Annotated in this window: 15 protein-coding genes; 4 read left to right on the forward strand and 11 right to left on the reverse strand. The window is 59.6% G+C overall.

Translation table 11 applies throughout. The features are described from left to right. The first annotated feature begins 1 nt into the window (after position 1). Genes DMY87_RS23020 through DMY87_RS23030 form a run of 3 tightly spaced genes read left to right on the forward strand, consistent with a single transcriptional unit; the run spans position 2 to position 2,614 of the window. A complete protein-coding gene (locus DMY87_RS23020) occupies positions 2–790 on the forward strand; it encodes an ABC transporter permease (protein WP_110793981.1) in 789 nt (262 codons plus the stop codon). After that, a complete protein-coding gene (locus DMY87_RS24680) occupies positions 787–1,872 on the forward strand; it encodes an ABC transporter ATP-binding protein (RefSeq protein ID WP_110793982.1) in 1,086 nt (361 codons plus the stop codon). The genes DMY87_RS23020 and DMY87_RS24680 overlap by 4 nt, the downstream gene beginning before the upstream one ends. 10 nt (positions 1,873–1,882) lie before the next feature. After that, complete coding sequence (locus DMY87_RS23030; RefSeq protein ID WP_110793983.1) at positions 1,883–2,614, forward strand: MBL fold metallo-hydrolase; 732 nt, start codon at positions 1,883–1,885, stop codon at positions 2,612–2,614. A gap of 211 nt (positions 2,615–2,825) precedes the next feature. Here the strand turns inward: DMY87_RS23030 and tkt are convergent, their stop codons facing one another. The 9 genes from tkt to DMY87_RS24360 form a co-directional block, all read right to left on the reverse strand. After that, positions 2,826–4,817, reverse strand: a complete 1,992-nt coding sequence (gene tkt, locus DMY87_RS23035) for a transketolase (RefSeq protein WP_110793984.1) — start codon at positions 4,815–4,817, stop codon at positions 2,826–2,828. A 25-nt stretch (positions 4,818–4,842) separates the two neighbouring features. Further along, positions 4,843–5,610 carry a triose-phosphate isomerase gene (locus DMY87_RS23040; protein ID WP_110793985.1) on the reverse strand — a complete coding sequence of 256 codons (768 nt, stop codon included), beginning with the start codon at positions 5,608–5,610 and terminating at the stop codon, positions 4,843–4,845. Positions 5,611–5,656: 46 nt separating this feature from the next. After that, the gene (locus DMY87_RS23045) at positions 5,657–6,580 is read right to left on the reverse strand and encodes a sugar phosphate isomerase/epimerase family protein (RefSeq protein ID WP_110793986.1); all 924 of its coding nucleotides are present in this window, start codon (positions 6,578–6,580) and stop codon (positions 5,657–5,659) included. 83 nt (positions 6,581–6,663) lie between these two features. After that, complete coding sequence (locus DMY87_RS23050) at positions 6,664–7,359, reverse strand: HAD-IA family hydrolase (protein ID WP_110793987.1); 696 nt, start codon at positions 7,357–7,359, stop codon at positions 6,664–6,666. Positions 7,360–7,371: 12 nt separating this feature from the next. Further along, positions 7,372–8,784 (reverse strand): dihydrolipoyl dehydrogenase, encoded by a 1,413-nt coding sequence (lpdA, locus tag DMY87_RS23055; RefSeq protein ID WP_110793988.1) that lies wholly within the window; start codon positions 8,782–8,784, stop codon positions 7,372–7,374. Positions 8,785–8,898: 114 nt separating this feature from the next. Continuing rightward, entirely contained in the window at positions 8,899–10,224 is a 1,326-nt protein-coding gene (locus DMY87_RS23060; RefSeq protein WP_165826437.1) for an acetoin dehydrogenase dihydrolipoyllysine-residue acetyltransferase subunit, read from the reverse strand. Between the two features lie 16 nt (positions 10,225–10,240). Beyond that, on the reverse strand, positions 10,241–11,461 hold the full coding sequence (locus DMY87_RS23065) for a transaldolase family protein (protein ID WP_165826438.1): 1,221 nt from the start codon (positions 11,459–11,461) through the stop codon (positions 10,241–10,243). 32 nt (positions 11,462–11,493) lie between these two features. Further along, positions 11,494–12,498, reverse strand: coding sequence for an alpha-ketoacid dehydrogenase subunit beta (locus DMY87_RS24355; RefSeq protein WP_205908213.1), 1,005 nt, complete (start codon positions 12,496–12,498; stop codon positions 11,494–11,496). 24 nt (positions 12,499–12,522) lie between these two features. Continuing rightward, complete coding sequence (locus DMY87_RS24360) at positions 12,523–13,509, reverse strand: thiamine pyrophosphate-dependent dehydrogenase E1 component subunit alpha (protein WP_205908214.1); 987 nt, start codon at positions 13,507–13,509, stop codon at positions 12,523–12,525. Positions 13,510–13,987: 478 nt separating this feature from the next. Here DMY87_RS24360 and DMY87_RS23075 point away from each other — a divergent pair, with 478 nt between their 5' ends. Next, positions 13,988–14,893 carry a MurR/RpiR family transcriptional regulator gene (locus DMY87_RS23075; protein WP_165826439.1) on the forward strand — a complete coding sequence of 302 codons (906 nt, stop codon included), beginning with the start codon at positions 13,988–13,990 and terminating at the stop codon, positions 14,891–14,893. Positions 14,894–14,939: 46 nt separating this feature from the next. On the opposite strand, the gene DMY87_RS23080 is transcribed toward DMY87_RS23075, so the two are convergent. Together DMY87_RS23080 and DMY87_RS23085 are read right to left on the reverse strand one after the other, a co-directional pair. Next, positions 14,940–15,656 (reverse strand): HAD-IA family hydrolase, encoded by a 717-nt coding sequence (locus DMY87_RS23080; RefSeq protein ID WP_110793992.1) that lies wholly within the window; start codon positions 15,654–15,656, stop codon positions 14,940–14,942. A gap of 3 nt (positions 15,657–15,659) precedes the next feature. Further along, entirely contained in the window at positions 15,660–16,598 is a 939-nt protein-coding gene (locus DMY87_RS23085; protein ID WP_133253055.1) for a class II fructose-bisphosphate aldolase, read from the reverse strand. Positions 16,599–16,948 lie beyond the last annotated feature (350 nt).

A 16,948-nucleotide genomic window follows, 5' to 3' on the forward strand; every position in this document is an offset into this window, starting at 1 on the left:
CATGCGGCACCTCAACACGGCGTTTGCGGTCCTCTATGCTGGTGGACTCTATCTCTTCATCTTTCTGCCGGTCGCCGTTCTCGTGCTCTTCTCCTTCCAGGACGGCACACTGCCCGTGCCCCCTCTGCATGGCCTGACGTTGCGCTGGTATGGCGAAATCTTTGCCGATGAAAAGCTGATGGCAGCGCTGTTCAACTCGCTGATCGTCGCGATCATCTCGTCGGCGATCTCCTGTCTGCTCGGGTTTCTCGCAGCCTATGCCTTTGCCCGTTACACGCTTCCCGCATCCGGCCTGCAGCGCGCCTTGATCGTCGCTCCGATGACGGTCAGCACGCTGATCATCGGGCTTGGACTGCTGTCGCTCCTGTCCAGGCTCAATGTTTCGCTGTCGCTGTGGACCGTCGGCATCGGCCATGTCGTGATCAACCTGCCGCTTTGCTTCGCCATCATCTACGCATCCATGGGCGGCCATCAGGTCAATATCGAACGTGCCGCACGCGATCTCGGCGCGAAGGACTGGCAGGTCATGGCGCACGTCACGGCTCCGATGCTGATGCCGTCCATTCTTGCCGCCTTCTTCCTGTCGGTCACCTTCAGCTGGGACGAATTCATCATCGCCTTCCTCCTGTCGCGCTTCGATGTGACGCTGCCGGTCGAGATCTGGAGCATGCTGCGTTCCGGCCTTGACCCCAAGACCAATGCCATCGGCAGCGTCGTCTTCCTCATCTCGGTGGCGTTCCTCATCATCATGGAACTCGCCGTCTTCAGAAAAGCCGGGAAATCCCAATGACCGCAGACGTCTCGATCCGCAACGCCACGAAAGTCTTCGGTGCCTTCCGCGCGCTCGACGATGTCTCGCTCGAGATCGAAGCCGGCGAATTCATCGTGCTTCTTGGCCCCTCCGGCTGTGGCAAGACGACCCTGCTCTCGATCCTCGGCGGCTTCATCGAGCCGAGCGCCGGCACCATCGCGATCGGCGGCCGGGACATGACCCATGTTGAGCCTGCAAAGCGCCCGACGACGACCATGTTCCAGGACTATGCCCTGTTCCCGCACATGAAGCTCATCGACAATGTCGGCTTCGGCCTGCGCATGCGCGGCATGGGAAAGACCGAGCGCAACGACAAGGCGCTCGCCATGCTCGATCTCGTCGGGCTGAAGGCATCGGCAGCGAAGAAGCCGCACGAGCTTTCCGGCGGCCAGCGGCAGCGTGTGGCGCTGGCCCGCGCACTCGCCGTCGATCCGGATGTGCTGCTGCTCGACGAGCCGCTCGGCGCGCTGGATCTGAAGCTTCGCCGCCAGATGCAGGACGAGTTGAAGGCCATCCAGAAACGTGTCGGCACCACCTTCATCCATGTCACGCATGACCAGGAAGAGGCGATGGCGATCGCCGACCGGATCGTGGTGATGAACCACGGCCGCATCGAGGATGTCGGCGCGCCCTCGGACATCTACATGCGGCCACGATCGCTGTTTTCCGCAGGCTTCATGGGCGAGGCCAATTTTCTCCCTGGCCGGGTCACCGCCATTGCGAGTGAGCATGCGCAGGTGGAAACTGCCCTCGGCAGCACCGCCATTCCGATCACCGCCTTCACCGCCGGCAGCCCTGAGGTGAACAGCAAAGTCACCCTGTGCATCCGCCCCGAACACTTCCGCTCGACCGGAGAAGAAGGCACAGCCGTTTCGCTGGGCCGCGCCCGGATCACCGACAGCGCCTTCTTCGGCGCGCATCACCGGTGCCACCTGAACCCTGAGAGCGGACCAGACATCGTCATCACCGCCCATCTGCCGCAGACGGCACATCCAAAGCCTGGCGATATGCTCGACCTTGCCGTGAAGGCAGACACCATCATAGCCCTGACCGAGGCCTAGGAGGCTGATCATGAAGCCGCGCATGCGCCCCGAGCACTGGTACAGCATCCGCCGCCTTGACGACGACGTCACCTATATCCGCGAACCGCATATCCAGGAATTCTACCGCTGCAATATCTGGCATGTGCGCGGCCGCGATCGCGACATGCTTGTTGACAGCGGCATGGGCGTCGTCTCGCTTCGCGAATGGGTGCCCCTTGTGACGGAACGCGAGCTGATCGCGGTGGCAAGTCACACGCATTTCGATCACATCGGCTGCCACCACGAATTCGAATGCCGCGCGGTCCATTCGGCAGAGGCGGATCTTCTCGCCGATCCCACACGCGAAAACACGCTGGCCGATCCTTATGTCACCGACGACATCTTCGACGCTTTACCGCCCGAGCCCTATTGTTCGAAATGTTATGCAGTCAGGCGGGCCCCCGCGACACGCATTCTCGAAGACGGCGATGTGATCGACCTCGGCGACCGGCAGTTCGAAGTCATCCACACACCCGGCCACTCGCCGGGCGGCATTGCGCTCTACGAAAAGGCGACAGAGATCCTCTTTTCCGGCGACATCCTCTACGACGGCCCCCTGATCGAAGACACCTACCATTCGAACGCCGCCGACTATCTCGCCTCAATGGAGCGCCTGCTGACCTTTCCGGTACGTGTGGTTCACGGCGGCCATTTTCCCAGCTTCAGCGGCGAACGATACCGGGACCTGATCACCGGTTGGCTGGATGCCAAACACAGGTAAAGCTGATCCAATTGAGCTGCCCTACGGCCGTTGCCTGGCGACGATGCCGATACGGCAACTTCACCTGTATGGCAGTTTTAAAGCCACGCGTTGAGGTCCGGCAGCTCAGTAACCGATCCACCACACTGATGACGGCCGCCCACAATGGCTCCGCACCGTCTCAGCGGCTCAGCGGCTCAGAATACAGCCCCCCAAAACCGCTGGAGCGAACTCAATCGACCGCATCCATACGGTTTGCTGCAGCCTCGACGATTGCCTCGACCGTAATTCCGAAATGCTTGTAAAGCTGCTTTGCCGGCCCTGACGATCCAAATGAATGCATGCCGATGAAAACGCCGTCATTGCCGATAAAATAGTCCCAACCCTGACGGATCGCCGCTTCGACAGCAATCTTCACGGGCGCGTCCCCGATCACCGACATGCGGTAGTGCTCCGGTTGTTCGGCAAAAAGCTCGAAGCAGGGAACCGAGACGACACGGGCGGCGATACCCATGCCGTTCAGCTGTTCAGCCGCGTCGACCGCGAGTTCGACTTCCGAACCGGAGGCGAAGATCGAGACCTTGGCATTGTCGGCAGATCGCAATTCGTAAGCCCCCTTGGCACAGAGGTTTTCTGCAACATAGTCGAGACGGGACGGGGCAAGGTTCTGGCGGGTGAGCGCCAAACCCGATGGGCGATACTGTTCTTTCAGTGCCGCTTGCCAGCATTCCGCAGTCTCCACGGCATCGGCCGGACGGAACACCAGCAGGTTCGGGATCGCGCGCAGGGCCGCCATCTGTTCGACCGGCTCATGCGTCGGGCCATCTTCGCCAACGCCGATGGAATCATGGGTCAGGACATGGATGACGCGAATACCCATCAGTGCCGCAAGGCGGATCGACGGACGGCAATAGTCCGAAAAGATCATGAAGCCACCGGCGTAGGGAATGAGGCCGCCATGCAGCGTAATCCCGTTCATGGCCGCCGCCATGCCGTGTTCTCGGATGCCCCAGTGCATGTAGCGCCCGGAAAAATCGGCCGGTGTGATCGATTTCATCTGGCTGGTCTTGGTGTTGTTTGAGGGCGTCAGGTCGGCCGAACCGCCAAAGGTTTCCGGCAGAAGGCCATTGATCACCTCAAGCGCATCTTCAGAGGCCTTGCGGGTGGCGATGGCAGGCGGGCTGCCGGCCAGTTTCTGCTTGTAGGTGTCGATCGCGCTGTCGAGACCGGAGGGGAGTTCGCCGGCAAATCGGCGCATGAACTCGGACTTCTTGGCAGATTCAGATGCCGCCATACGGTCATCCCAGGCCTTGTTTGCCGGAACCGAGCGCAAGCCTGCGTCCCGCCAGGCGTCGAGCACGTCGGCGGGGATGTTGAAGGCTTCCGAGTCCCAGTTTAACGCCGTGCGGGCAGCCGCGATCTCGTCTCCCCCAAGCGGCGAGCCGTGTACCTTGTGGGTGCCCTGCTTGTTCGGCGCACCAAAGCCGATCACCGTCTTGCAGGCGATGAGCGTCGGGCGATCGGATGTCTGGGCAGATTCGATCGCGGCAGCAATCTCATCGGGATTGTGGCCATCGACGCGAATCGTGTTCCAGTGAACGGCCTGAAAGCGGGCAATCTGGTCGGTGGAGTCCGTCAACGAAACCGCACCGTCGATGGTGATGTTGTTGTCGTCCCAGAAGACGATCAGCTTGTTGAGCTTCAGGTGGCCGGCCAGTGCGATGGCTTCGTGGCTGATGCCCTCCATCAGGCAGCCGTCACCGCAGATCACATAGGTAAAATGATCCTGCAGGTCAGAGCCAAACTCCTCCGCGAGTTTGCGTTCGGCGATCGCCATGCCGACGGCATTGGCAATGCCCTGGCCAAGCGGTCCGGTCGTCGTCTCGATTCCCGAGGCGTGACCATATTCCGGATGGCCCGCCGTCTTCGAGCCCAGCTGACGGAAGGATTTTATATCCTCGATCGTCATGTCCTCATAGCCGGTGAGGTAGAGCAGCGAATAGATGAGCATGGAGCCATGGCCGGCCGAGAGCACAAAACGGTCGCGATCCGCCCAGAGCGGGACCTTGGGATTGAACTTCAGGTAGCGGGAGAACAGCACTGTCGCCACATCAGCTGCCCCCAGAGGCAGGCCCGGATGGCCGGAATTGGCCTTTTCGACGGCATCCATCGAGAGGAAACGGATCGCATTTGCCATCCGGTCGTGTTTTTCGCGAGAGATCATGACTTTTCCGATGTTTCAGGGATCGTTAGGCGACAGCGGCGACCCGTTTCAAGATGTCGAGGTAACCTTCCACCGTCCAGGCGGAGCGGCCGATGAACAGGCCATTAATGGCCGGCTCGCGCGCAAGCTCGGCACAGTTCTGCGGGTTGACACTGCCGCCGTAGAGAATGGGAACAGCCCGCCCCAAACGGGCGCTGGCAACAGCTGCGATTTTTTCGTGTCGTGCGCTGGCATACTCTATCGTTGCCGGGATCCCGTTCACGCCGATCGCCCAGACGGGTTCATAGGCGATCAGGATCGTTGCTGCCTTCTCCTGGCCATCAAGAAGTGACAGGGCACCCTCGACTTGGCGACGCAGAACAACGTCTGCTTCGCCGGCTTCGCGCTGCGCCAGCGTCTCGCCGATACAGATCAGCGGCACCAGCCCATGGCGTACGGCCGCCGCCGTCTTCAGACCTACGGTCGCGTCGGTCTCATTGAAGAATTCGCGCCGCTCGCTATGGCCAATCTCGACCAGATCGAGGTTGCAGTCCCTGAGCATGACCGGCGAAATTTCCCCCGTCCAGGGCCCGCCATTGTCCCAATGCATGTTCTGCGCGCCAACCTTGACGCTTGTCGCGGCAAGCCGCTCCTTCACCTGGCGCATGGTGGTAAACGGCGGCACGATAAAGCGCTGAACACGCGGATGGCTATCCTCGTCGACGGCAGCCAGTCCATCGGCGAAAGCAAGCGCCTCGGCCAAGGTCTTGTTCATCTTCCAGCTTGTTCCGACCCAAAGCGTCGAGCTGCTCATCTCGTTCTCCTCCCGGCAACGGGCAATGTTTTGTTGTCGCACATGATCAGCGGTTGAAACCTGTGTCGATGTGCGGTTCCCAGTAAGCGACGGATTCCCGGATCATCGCGACGACATTGCTGTCGGTCGGTTCGCGCTCGCGGAATGACAACTCCATGCAGATTTCGTTATCGACGCCGCCTGCAGCCTTGATCGTGCGGATCACCTTTTCCGGCTGGATGCGCCCATCCAGGTTGTGTTGGGCGGTGAAAGGCCAGTGGCCTCCCTTGTTCATCGACGATTGCTTGACATGGATAATCGGGGACTCGTGGGGAAAGGCGGCCGCCCAGGCATAGGGATCGCAATCGTCGGGATTGCTGGACGTGACGTCACCATGGTCGATGTCGACCAGCATCTTGAACGGCAAGGACAGTTTCGCCGCCGCAAGACGTTTGTCGAAGGATCGGCATTCGGCGATCGTGTGGCCAAACTCCCGCCCCACCGACATTGGCTCCCAGAACAGATAGGAAAGGCCTGCGGCTTTCGCGTGATCGGCTACCGCGTGCCAGCAGTCTATCGCAATCTCGATCAGAGCTTCACGACGGACCGGATCGTCATAGTCCTTCTGGGTAAAGACCGCGAACTGAGTGCCCATCGAGCTTGCGCCCATCTCAGCCGAGATATCGGCCAACGTGCGGAACCAGTCGATGTAGTGCCGACGGATATCGGCATCCGGATGTCCGAAATGGTTGAGACGGCCATAAGTGCTGGTCATCATCGAGGTGACCTTCACACCTGTTCTCTCCATCGCACTCTGGAATTGCCGGAGACGCTTGGTGATAACAGATGCGGGCCAGGACGGATTGATGAACTCCGGAGTAAGCTGGATGTGGCCAATACGGATGTCCTCGGCCAACGTATCGATCAGGTCATCGACATCGGCGAACCGGTTGACCAGCGGATTTGTGTTCAGCGACAATCTCAGTGCCATGATATTCTTCCTCGATATCAACACATGGGCAACTGAATGCCTTGGTGTCGCGTCTCGTTCCTCATGAATGCGACAGCTCAACCCTATGAAGGGCATTCTCTTGCGATGTCGTCGATCGCCTTCGGAATGTCCGAGAACCGATCCACCAGCGCTTCCGGAAGCAAGGCCGCAAGCGGCGTCTTGGCATAGCCGTAACTCACGGCGATGACCGGAACGCCTGCAGCCTTGGCCGTTGAGATATCGACTTCGGAATCGCCGACAAAGATGATCCGGTCGCCACCACCGGCATGGCTGGCTGTTTCCAGCAGATGTCGTGGATCGGGTTTGGCCACGCCAAACGTATCCGGGCCCGCAATGACGGGAAAAAAGCGCGCAAGCCCGAGGTCGCTCAGGATGAGCTTGGCATAGCGCTCGATCTTGTTCGTACAGACCGCAAGCTGCCAGCCATCTTCGGCAAGCATGGAGAGCGTCTGCTTGACATCCGGATAGGGCCTTGTTTCGCGCGACAGGCGCTCGGAATACAATTCGGTGAACCGCGTGATCGCGTGGAGACCCTGATCGTGCTGCCATTCGATGGAGCGCAGAGTTAGGGCGCCCCTGACGAGGTTGGCAATACCGTGACCGATGAGTTTGCGCGTTGCAGGAATACCGAAGGCTGGCAATCCCATCTCCATCATCAGCCCGTCCAGAGCGCCGGCAAGATCCGGAACGCTGTCGACGAGCGTTCCGTCGAGGTCGAAAACAATCGTCCCCTTGTGTTCAGCAGAACCGTTGGTCATTTCCGGATTTTCCTAGGCATGGATTGCGCGCCCTTCGGACGCGAGGACGGCTTCGTGCATAGCTTCCGAAAGCGTCGGATGCGGGAAAATCGTCGCCGCAAGCTGTTCGCGTGTAGCCCCCGTCGCCATCGCGAGAGAGAAGACGGGAATGAGTTCGCTGACATTGGGGCCGAGCATATGCGCGCCAATCACCTGTCGAGTACCGGCGTCGAACAGGACCTTGACCATGCCGTCGCCTTCACCGAGCGTTACCGCCTTGCCATTGCCCCGCAGATGGAAGCGGCCAATCTCGATTGCCCGGCCGCTGGCATTTGCTGACTGTTCCGTCATGCCGATGGATGCCACCTGCGGATTGGCAAATACGCAGGACGGAACAGGTCCGAGATTGTCATGACCGGCATGGCCGGCGATCCCTTCGACGCACATGATGCCTTCATGTTCTGCCTTATGCGCCAACATGGGTGGGCCCGCGACATCGCCGATCGCGTAGACGCCCGGTACAGTTGTGCGTCCCCGAGAGAGCGTCCGGATCGCACCATTCGACAGTTCGACACCAAGGCGCTCCAGCCCCAATCCTTCGATATTGGCCACGACCCCCACAGCCGACAAAAGTTTCTCTGTCTCGAGAATGCGCGTCTCGCCATCCACAAGCGTGACCCCGACGCTCAAACCGGCGCCGGCAACAGCGGCATCGGAGACGCTCGCGTCGCAAATGATCTCGATACCCTTCTTTTGCAAAGCCTTTGCCATGAGATCAGCGACCTCGGCATCCTCCAACGGCAGAATGCGCGACATGCGTTCAACCAACGAGACCTTCGTTCCGAGTTCTGCGTAGAAGGCCGCAAATTCGACCCCGATGGCGCCGCCGCCGACAATGACAAGCGAAGACGGAATGGCCGTCGCCGTCATGGCATGATGATAAGACCAGATGGCGTTGCCGTCCGGCTCCAGACCCGGCAACACGCGTTCGCGCGCACCAGTGGCGATGATGATATGCGAGGCTTCATAGTCCCCGGGCGGCAATACACCCTTCGGTGCGTCGCCTGAGGCTTCCCTGACCCGAACAAGGCCGCGACCCGCGATTTCAGCTTCGCCCCAGATCGTATCGATCTTATTCTTGCGCAAGAGAAACTGCACACCGGCATTCAACTGGCCTGCAACGCTGCGCGAGCGCTCCACCATCCTTGACAGACTGATCGCAGGCTCGCCAGCGTCGATGCCAAAGCGGGATGCGGTGCGAAAGCCATGCAGTATCTCAGCCGAATGAAGCAGCGACTTTGTGGGGATGCAGCCCCAGTTCAGGCAAATGCCTCCGAGATGTCGGCGCTCCACCACGGCTGTTTTGAAGCCGAGTTGCGCGGCGCGGATCGCAGCGACATAGCCGCCCGGTCCCGCGCCGATGACGATCACATCATAGGCTGGCATCCGCCTGTCCTTTCGAGCAAAATTTGGAGAAAAGGAAAAGTAGTCCAAGCCTCCGGTCAGCCGCACTGTGTACCCTTGGGAGCACACAGTGCGGCCGGGAGGTGAAGCGCGCGATCAACCGGCGCTTCGAACGTTTTCCGCAATGAGCCGGCCGACAAGTGGGGCAGCTTCCAGCTGTGGCAGGTGACCCACATTCGGCAGACGATACAGGCCGACATGCGACGGCACGGCATCGGCTTGCTCGGACGGGATGATCCGATCCTCCCGGCCGATGATGGCCCGAACAGGTCCGCCGAACCGGTGCAGGGCATCGCGGATCGAGAAGAGCTGCGTATTGCCGGCGAAGACACCAGCCGCAAGACGCGCCTGATGGTCGACCATTGCCGTGCCCTCGCGCGCCGACAAGGTCGCACGGACCAAGACACCCGGCAGGGAGGATGGATCAAGCACCAGCAGCTCAAGCCAGACCTTCAGCGCCGCCTCGCTCGTCGAGGAGAGGAAACCGGCGACGTAGTCGCCATTGATCCTCGGCCCCAACCCGGCGGGTGAGAGAAGCGATAGCGAACGCACCTGAAGGCTCCCGCCACCGGCGATGCTTGCGGCAACAGCGGCACCGAGCGAATGGCCGACGAGGTGAAGCCGATCGATCCCGCTGGCAGCGAGCGTGGCATGGACGGCTGCGGTCAGGCTGTCGAAATCGCTCACAGACGATGCTGCAGCGGCCCCGTGACCGGGAAGATCGAGAGCAAGAATGGGGTTTGCGAGGCCGATATGGGCAACAAACGGCCGCCAGGCGGAGACATCACCACCGAAACCGTGAATGAGCACGACCGGATCGCCGGTGCCCGATTGAAGCGTACGCAGAGGCAAAGCGCCGCCCGTTGTTGCGCGAACCGTACCGCCGCTGAAGGGCAGAACGGACGACACACCAGGCTTGCTGCGCTGGAAGGCTTCAACGTCGCGCTTGACCACAGCACCCCGTGGTCCCGTGCCCGGGATCTGCGCGATATCGACCCCGGCGCTGCCGGCGAGCCTCCGCGCCAGCGGAGACGATCCACCGGTCCCCGCCTTCAGAAAAGCCGTTTCCAGGTCCCGACCGCGTTCGACAGGCGTGACTGACACGCTCTCAATCGCCGTGGTAGCGGCCGCCTGAACCTCTACACTGGCAGTGCTCGTGGCGGCCGCGGTTTCCAGCACCTCACCCTCGCTGCCAACCATGATGATCGGTTCGAGGACGGTTGCCATATCCCCGACCTTGTAGCGGATTTCCATAACCGTGCCGGTCTCGAAGGCTTCCACCTCGAACACAGCCTTTTCGGATTCCACCTCGGCGACGATATCGCCCTTCTTGACCTTGTCGCCGAGCTTGATGTTCAGGGCTGTAATCTTGCCTTCGGTCAGATCCTGCCCGACCTGCGGCATAAGAATGGGACGTGCCATCAGATTGCTCTCTTTCTCAAGCGACTCGGCGCCGGACGGATTCAACCGACTGGGCGACGAAGTCCACGGTCTTTCGGGTCGCAGCGGCAAACTCGGCGGCCGTCGTGGCGAAGGCTCCGAACTGCGCGAATTCCTCCGGCTGCATGCCGTCGAATTCATAGGCCTGCCGGAAGTATGGAATGCGCATCAGCTTCTCGATCGTTTCAGCGGGCGCATCTTCGTCGATGGCGCGCGGATCGAATTCGGGCAACCTATCTTCGGCCTGCATCAATTGGGCGATGTAGCCGGGCGGGCAGGTGTAGACGAAATCACCGCCGGCCAGCTTGGAAATGTGCCAGCTGGAGGCCGTTCCACCAGGACCTGCATCAGAAACGCGCATCGAGCATTGCAGCATCTTGCTCGGGTGTCCGCGCTCCTTGCCATAGCGGTAGGCGCGCTTGAGCACGGCGATTTCGCCATGCAGTATGTCTTCCGGAGACAGCGCAATGCCTCGCGCATCGGCCTGCGCCTTCAGATCGCCGACATTGCCAAGCCGGGCAGACATGTGCGTGATGACGGAACGCCATCTCGACAGATCGACCCCATTGGCCTTCGCCCGTTCCAGACCACGGGACACGGCATCCATGCAGGCGATGTATTGGGGCACGGTGAAGGAGGTCGTGTTGTTGGTCGAAATGCCGAGCGCCGTGAGTTCCTCGATGACTTCGTAACCTTCCTTGGAGCCCGGGATCTTCACCATCACGTTCGGAGCGATCTCGGCAAGCTGCAGACCCTGTTCGAGCATGCGTGCACGGTTGGTGACGAACCGTGGATCAACCTGGCCCGATACGAGACCGTATTTCCCGCCAGACACCTCATAGACCTTGCGGATCATCGCCGCCCCCCGACGAACCACGTCGAGATAGATGCTCCAGTAGATGCTTTCGATGTCGTCCGATCCGCTGGCGGTCGCCAGATTGCGGATTTCATCGGCCCAGAAAGCCGGGTCGGCTTGGATAGCCTGCAAGGAGAGCGGCGGGTTGGTGGTGACACCGCGGAATCCCATCTCACCGGTTGCCGACACGTGCTCCACATCGAACAGGCGCGTGAGCTGCACTTCCCATTCGTCTCGCTTCTCGGCCGGCGCATCCTTGAGGACCGAAGCCTTCCACCCCGGATAGATCATGGGAGACGAGTCCCACCAGATCTCACAGTCCGGATTTGTCGCAGCCAGTTTTTCCAATACGTTCATAGACATCGAACTTTCCTGTCTCGTTCGGAGAACCTCGGTCATTCCGCAGCAAGAGCGAAAGACGTGGCGTGCAGTGTGCGACGGGTCGCAACGACAATGTCATCGACCTGCGGAACGCTGGCCTTCTCAAGCTCGAGGTTGAACGGAACGGGAATGTTGAGACCGGCGACGATTTCAATCGGCGCATCGAGATCGTAGAAGGCCTCGGCCTGAATGATGGAGGCGATGTCTGAGGCGACGCCTCCCCGGCGCACCGCTTCCTGGACGATGACAACCCGGTTCGTCTTGGCAACCGAGGTCAGGATCATCTCCTTGTCGAGCGGCACCAGAGTACGCGGATCGAGCACTTCAGCATCAATGCCTTCTTCGGCAAGCTTTGCCGCCGCTTCCAGCGCGCGCGGGATCATGTTCGACCAGGCGATAATCGTCACGTCCTTGCCGGCCCGCTTGATGTCCCCCTTGCCGAACTCGATGACATATTCGCCGTCAGGCACCATGCCCTTGGTCATATAGAGGTGCTTGTGCTCCAGGAACATGACCGGATCTTCCTGACGCAGGGCGTATTTCAGAAGCCCCTTGGCGTCGGCAGGCACCGACGGCATGACGACTTTAAGACCGGGAATGTGATAGAAGAGAGCCTCGAGGCTCTGCGAATGCTGCGCTGCCACGCCACCGCCTGTGCCGCCCTGCGTGCGCATGACGAACGGGACGCGACCGTCGCCGCCCGTCATCAGACGGAATTTTGCCGCCTGGTTGACCAGCATGTCCATGCCCAGCATGGCGAAGTCGACATACAGGATTTCAACGATGGGACGCGCACCGGCAATGGCGGCCCCAACACCGACGCCGATCATGCCCGCTTCTGCGATCGGCGTGTCGCGGACACGTTTTGCACCATACTTGTCCAGCAGTCCCTCGGTCACCTTGTACGAGCCACCACGTTCAGCAATGCCCTCACCGATGATGAAGACCGAACTGTCGCGTGCCATTTCCTCGTCGATCGCCTCACGCAGGGCGTCACGGTACATAAGCTCTCTAGCCATCTTCTTTTCCTCTCTCCCGGAAGCTCAATAGGCGGCGGCGAATTCGCGGAAGTCCGCGATCGTCACCTCACCGCTTGCCTTCGAAAACTCGACCGCAGCCTCGAATTCTTCACGGATCTCGTTTTCGATCGCATCGATTTCAGACTGGTCGATGCCGGACATTTCTGTCAGCGCGTTGCGGGCACGATCGACCGGATCGCGCTCCTTGTAGTAAGCGAGCCGGTCAGCCGGCATGTACTTCCCGGGATCGTTCACGTGATGGCCCATGTGGCGGTAGGTCTTGGCTTCGATGAGGATAGGACCTTCGCCACGGCGGCATTTCTCCACGGCATCCTTCGTCATGTTGTAGACGGCCAGCGGATCGTTGCCATCGACCTGATAGCTCTCGACGCCGATGGCCAGGCCGCGCTTGTAAAGGTCCACTTCGCGGGTCGATTCCTCGATCTTCGTCGACACGGCGTACTGGTTGTTTTCGACGACCAGCACGAAGGCCAGATTCCAGATCGCCGCGAGATTGAGCGATTCCATGAAGGTGCCGTTGTTCGAAGCACCGTCCGTCGTGAATGTCACGGTGACCGCATCGGAGCCCTTGATCTGTGAGGCCAATGCTGCGCCAACACCCAGCGGCGTGCCTGCACCCACGATGCCGTTCGCGCCGAGGTTGCCGGCCTTGATATCGGCAATATGCATGGAGCCACCATATCCACGGCAATAGCCGGTGTCCTTCTGGAGAAGCTCGGCGACCATCTTGTTGATGCTGGCGCCCCATGCGATGCAATGGCCGTGACCACGATGGGTGGAGGCAATGTAGTCGCCGTCCTTCAACGCGGCACATACTCCGGTCGCAATACCTTCCTGCCCCAGATAGGGATGGAAATAACCGCGGATGAGACCCTGGCGATAAAGCTTGATGCCCTCGGCCTCGAAAACGCGGATCTTATAAGCCGTCCTGAAAAGTTTTTCCAGAAGCTCCCGAGATGGGGCGTTGGCCTTGCTGGAGTGTGCTGACATGAATGCTCGTCTCCCCAAAATGGTTGGCTGTTTTCTGATGAGAAGCCTTCTAGCATTCACTCACAAAGCTGTCGAGAAAATTTTCTTCATAGTTGTCGAGCTGCAGAAAATCTTCCAGGCCGTCAGAACTTTCGGAAACATCACTTCGTAAATTACTGATTATAAATTGAAAAATCCTTAGACGGAGCAGAAGATTTTCAACCAGGACACCACCGCATGAAGCCTATCGCACTCGCGGAGTTTATAATTTTCTGATTTCAGAAAATTACTTTCCTATTTTTGCTGGCCAATTTCACGGAACACCGCCGCCCGCCTTGCGCCTCGCTCGGACCTTCAATTGCCGACCCGCCGAGCCCAAAACGCCATGCACGGAAAAGGACTTGGAACATTCGGGTGAAAACTTTTACTCTGGAGGAAAAAGTGCTAGAAACAGGATGCTGCCGCCAGGGCAGCGTGTAATGTCAAAATGGAATTCCGCATGACTGAGCCGCGCCAGCTTTCCGACCTTCAACAAAGCGATCTTCTTGAACGGATCCAGGAACGGTATGGCACCCTGCGGAAGTCCGAACGGATCGTGGCCGACTTTCTGCGCAACAACGCGGGCAAGCGACTCGACTCATCAATTACGGAGCTCGGCCGCAATCTCGGCGTGAGCGAAGCCACCATCAGCCGCGTCAGCCGCGCGCTCGGCTATGAAGGCTATCCTGACATGAAACTTTCGCTGGCAGAGGGCGCCCGTGCGCGACGATCCTTTGTCAATCTTCCCCTTGAGATCGATGATAGCGACTCGCTGATCACAACCAGTGGCAAGCTTGCTTCACTTTTGATTTCCGGCCTGGAAGGCACGCACCGCATGCTGGATGCGCAGCGGCTGGAACTGGCCGTGGAAGCGCTCCGCAAGGCGAAGAAGATCGTCTTCGTCGGGGTTGGCGGCGCCGCCTCGATCTGCGACGAAGCCGCTCACCTGTTCATGAAGGCAGGTTTTGATGCCACCAGCTATCGCGACGGCTATACGCAGACAATCGTCGCAGCGACGCTGAAGTCCGATGACGTGATGATCGGGATCTCGCACACCGGTACGACCGAGACGGTGACGGATGCCCTTCTTCTGGCGGGCGAACGCTCCGCAACGACAATCGCCATTACCAGCAATGCCGGGTCTGAAGTGGCCAAAGCCGCCAGCGTCTCCCTCATAACCTGGGGGGCGAGCCAACAGCTTGTGCCCCTCCACGGTGACTTCCTGGAGGGGCGGATCAGCCAGCTTTTTCTAATAGACCTTCTCTATGTCAGCACCCTGTTTCGAACGGGGGAAAAGACGGTTGAGAGCCTTCGAACCACGGGGGCAGCACTGGAAAAGCGCTACCGTCACCGCAACCGGGACTAGACCGGACCGGCAACGGCCTGCCCCCGGTCTGGGCAATGCCAATCCGTCATTCGGCCCGAGCTGCCATCTCGAGCATGGTGCGGCAGGCCGCAATGTCGATGCCCTGATCGAGATCGGCCACAACCCGGTCGGCAAGATTGAAATCCTCCTCGCCGGTATAGGAAGACACCGTCACGATACAGCGCATGCCTGCAGCCTTGGCGGCGCGGAGCCCATTGTTGCTATCCTCAACGACGACACATGCCGTGGGCGACAGTCCGAGCGTCTTGGCGGCGAGGTTGTAGATGTCGGGTGCAGGCTTCTTGGCAGCAACCACATCTCCGGCAAAGACGCTGATCTTGGCAGACCGTTCCGGGCCGAGCAGGACATCGACAACTGCCTGGACGGCCCGCTCGTTTGATGTAGAGCAGACCGCAAGCGTGACTCCCGCCGCTATGGCTTCGTCCACGATCCGCTGAATTCCAGGACGCAACGGCAGCGCACCGGCACTGATCAAGGACATGAAGAGATCGGTTTTCAGCCTATGGATCCGGTTGATCAGCCCATCCCGGTCGGGAAACTCGGATGGCCATCCGGCTTCATCGAAATGCCGCCGCATCCTCTCCTTGCCACCCGCCGTCAGCAGCAATTGCCCATAGCGCTCAACGCTCCACTCACAATTGATACCGAGCTCCGCAAAAGCCTGGTTGAAGGCAACACGATGGCCGTCACGCTCGGTGTCAACGAGAACGCCGTCGCAGTCGAAGATCAACGCCTGCATCATCGCTCAACCCACCATACCGGCGGCCTGCGCCGCCTTGCCGCGAGAGCCGAATGCAGTGATCATGTCGCAGACATCACGCTTCATCGCATCATACTGACCGACGATGAACGGCAGTGGCTCCTCCAGCTTAGGCTTCGCCTGCCGCACATCCAGGAAGCCGTCGATGAAGCGAAGCTTGTGCATGGTGGAGATATTCACCTTGGCGCAGCCACCCGAGATGCAGCGGTCGAATTGTTCCTGGCTGAGGCCCGTGCCACCATGCAACGCGATCGGAATGCCCACTGCGCCGGAAATTCTTTCGAGCAGATCATAAGCAATCTTCGGCTGACCTTTGTACACGCCGTGTGCGGTGCCGATGGCAGGCGCGAAAACTGCAAGGTTCGGCATGTTCTTCACGAATTCGAGGCATTCATCATAATCGGCCAGGATGGCGGAATCCTCGGCGACGAACTTGTCATCCTCGACGCCGCCGATCGCCCCGATTTCAGCTTCCAGCCCAACGCCTGCGGATTCAGTCAAGCGATAAATCGCCTCCGATCGGGCGCGGTTCTCGGCAAAGGGCAAGGAAGAACCGTCGAACATCACCGACGTCCAGCCTGCATCGATGCAACGCTTGATGACATCCTCGTCGGTGCAGTGATCCAGGTGCAGAGCGACCGGGATATCGACATCGTCCGCCATCATGCGCACCCATGTGGCAATCGGCTTGAAGCCCCAGTGCCGGATCGTCTTGACGGAAACCTGAACGATAATCGGCGCCTGCAACTCTACCGCCCCATCAACGATAGATCGCGCACTGTTGTAGTCAATCATGTTGAAGGCGGCGATCCCATAACCCGCTGCCTGTGCCCGCTTCAACATCGGCCCCATCGTTACGAATGTCATGCTCCTACCCATCCCGTGAAAATCGTTGGAAACCTCGACCAGGCAGCGCGCTGCCAAGGGGCTACAGGTCAACAGCGACCCTTGGTAAGACTGATATCAAATTCAGATCTTTTGTAAATAATTTTCTTATCAAACACCTCCTGGGAGCCACCGAAAATTTCAATATTTACAATCAAACTATGGGACGTTGAGATGTGAAAATTGAGGACTCCCTGCCCCACTGACGCGTAACTCATAAAATATCTGGAAATTCCTTTCATTGAATTCATAAACGCAAAAACGCCCGGAGCCATAGCTTCCGGGCGTTCTGGTTCGGAGATCAATCAGGATTCGCTGCTATTTCTGCCAGCTCTTGACCAGTTCGTCGTAGTTGACGGTGATCGGCTTTTCCTTCTCGTTCTCGATCT

The organism is Peteryoungia wuzhouensis, assembly GCF_003205195.1.
In the GTDB taxonomy this organism is placed as follows: Bacteria; Pseudomonadota; Alphaproteobacteria; order Rhizobiales; family Rhizobiaceae; genus Allorhizobium; species Allorhizobium wuzhouense.

Bases quoted from the DNA above. Each gene is read 5' to 3' on its own strand.
- DMY87_RS23040 (WP_110793985.1), bottom strand. From the start codon at position 5,610: ATGAGCAGCTCGACGCTTTGGGTCGGAACAAGCTGGAAGATGAACAAG.
- tkt (WP_110793984.1), bottom strand. From the start codon at position 4,817: ATGATCTCTCGCGAAAAACACGACCGGATGGCAAATGCGATCCGTTTC.
- DMY87_RS23030 (WP_110793983.1), top strand. From the start codon at position 1,883: ATGAAGCCGCGCATGCGCCCCGAGCACTGGTACAGCATCCGCCGCCTT.
- DMY87_RS23080 (WP_110793992.1), bottom strand. From the start codon at position 15,656: ATGATGCAGGCGTTGATCTTCGACTGCGACGGCGTTCTCGTTGACACC.
- DMY87_RS24360 (WP_205908214.1), bottom strand. From the start codon at position 13,509: ATGTCAGCACACTCCAGCAAGGCCAACGCCCCATCTCGGGAGCTTCTG.
- DMY87_RS24355 (WP_205908213.1), bottom strand. From the start codon at position 12,498: ATGGCTAGAGAGCTTATGTACCGTGACGCCCTGCGTGAGGCGATCGAC.
- DMY87_RS23065 (WP_165826438.1), bottom strand. From the start codon at position 11,461: ATGTCTATGAACGTATTGGAAAAACTGGCTGCGACAAATCCGGACTGT.
- DMY87_RS24680 (WP_110793982.1), top strand. From the start codon at position 787: ATGACCGCAGACGTCTCGATCCGCAACGCCACGAAAGTCTTCGGTGCC.
- DMY87_RS23075 (WP_165826439.1), top strand. From the start codon at position 13,988: ATGACTGAGCCGCGCCAGCTTTCCGACCTTCAACAAAGCGATCTTCTT.
- lpdA (WP_110793988.1), bottom strand. From the start codon at position 8,784: ATGCCAGCCTATGATGTGATCGTCATCGGCGCGGGACCGGGCGGCTAT.
- DMY87_RS23020 (WP_110793981.1), top strand. From the start codon at position 2: ATGCGGCACCTCAACACGGCGTTTGCGGTCCTCTATGCTGGTGGACTC.
- DMY87_RS23060 (WP_165826437.1), bottom strand. From the start codon at position 10,224: ATGGCACGTCCCATTCTTATGCCGCAGGTCGGGCAGGATCTGACCGAA.
- DMY87_RS23050 (WP_110793987.1), bottom strand. From the start codon at position 7,359: ATGACCAACGGTTCTGCTGAACACAAGGGGACGATTGTTTTCGACCTC.
- DMY87_RS23045 (WP_110793986.1), bottom strand. From the start codon at position 6,580: ATGGCACTGAGATTGTCGCTGAACACAAATCCGCTGGTCAACCGGTTC.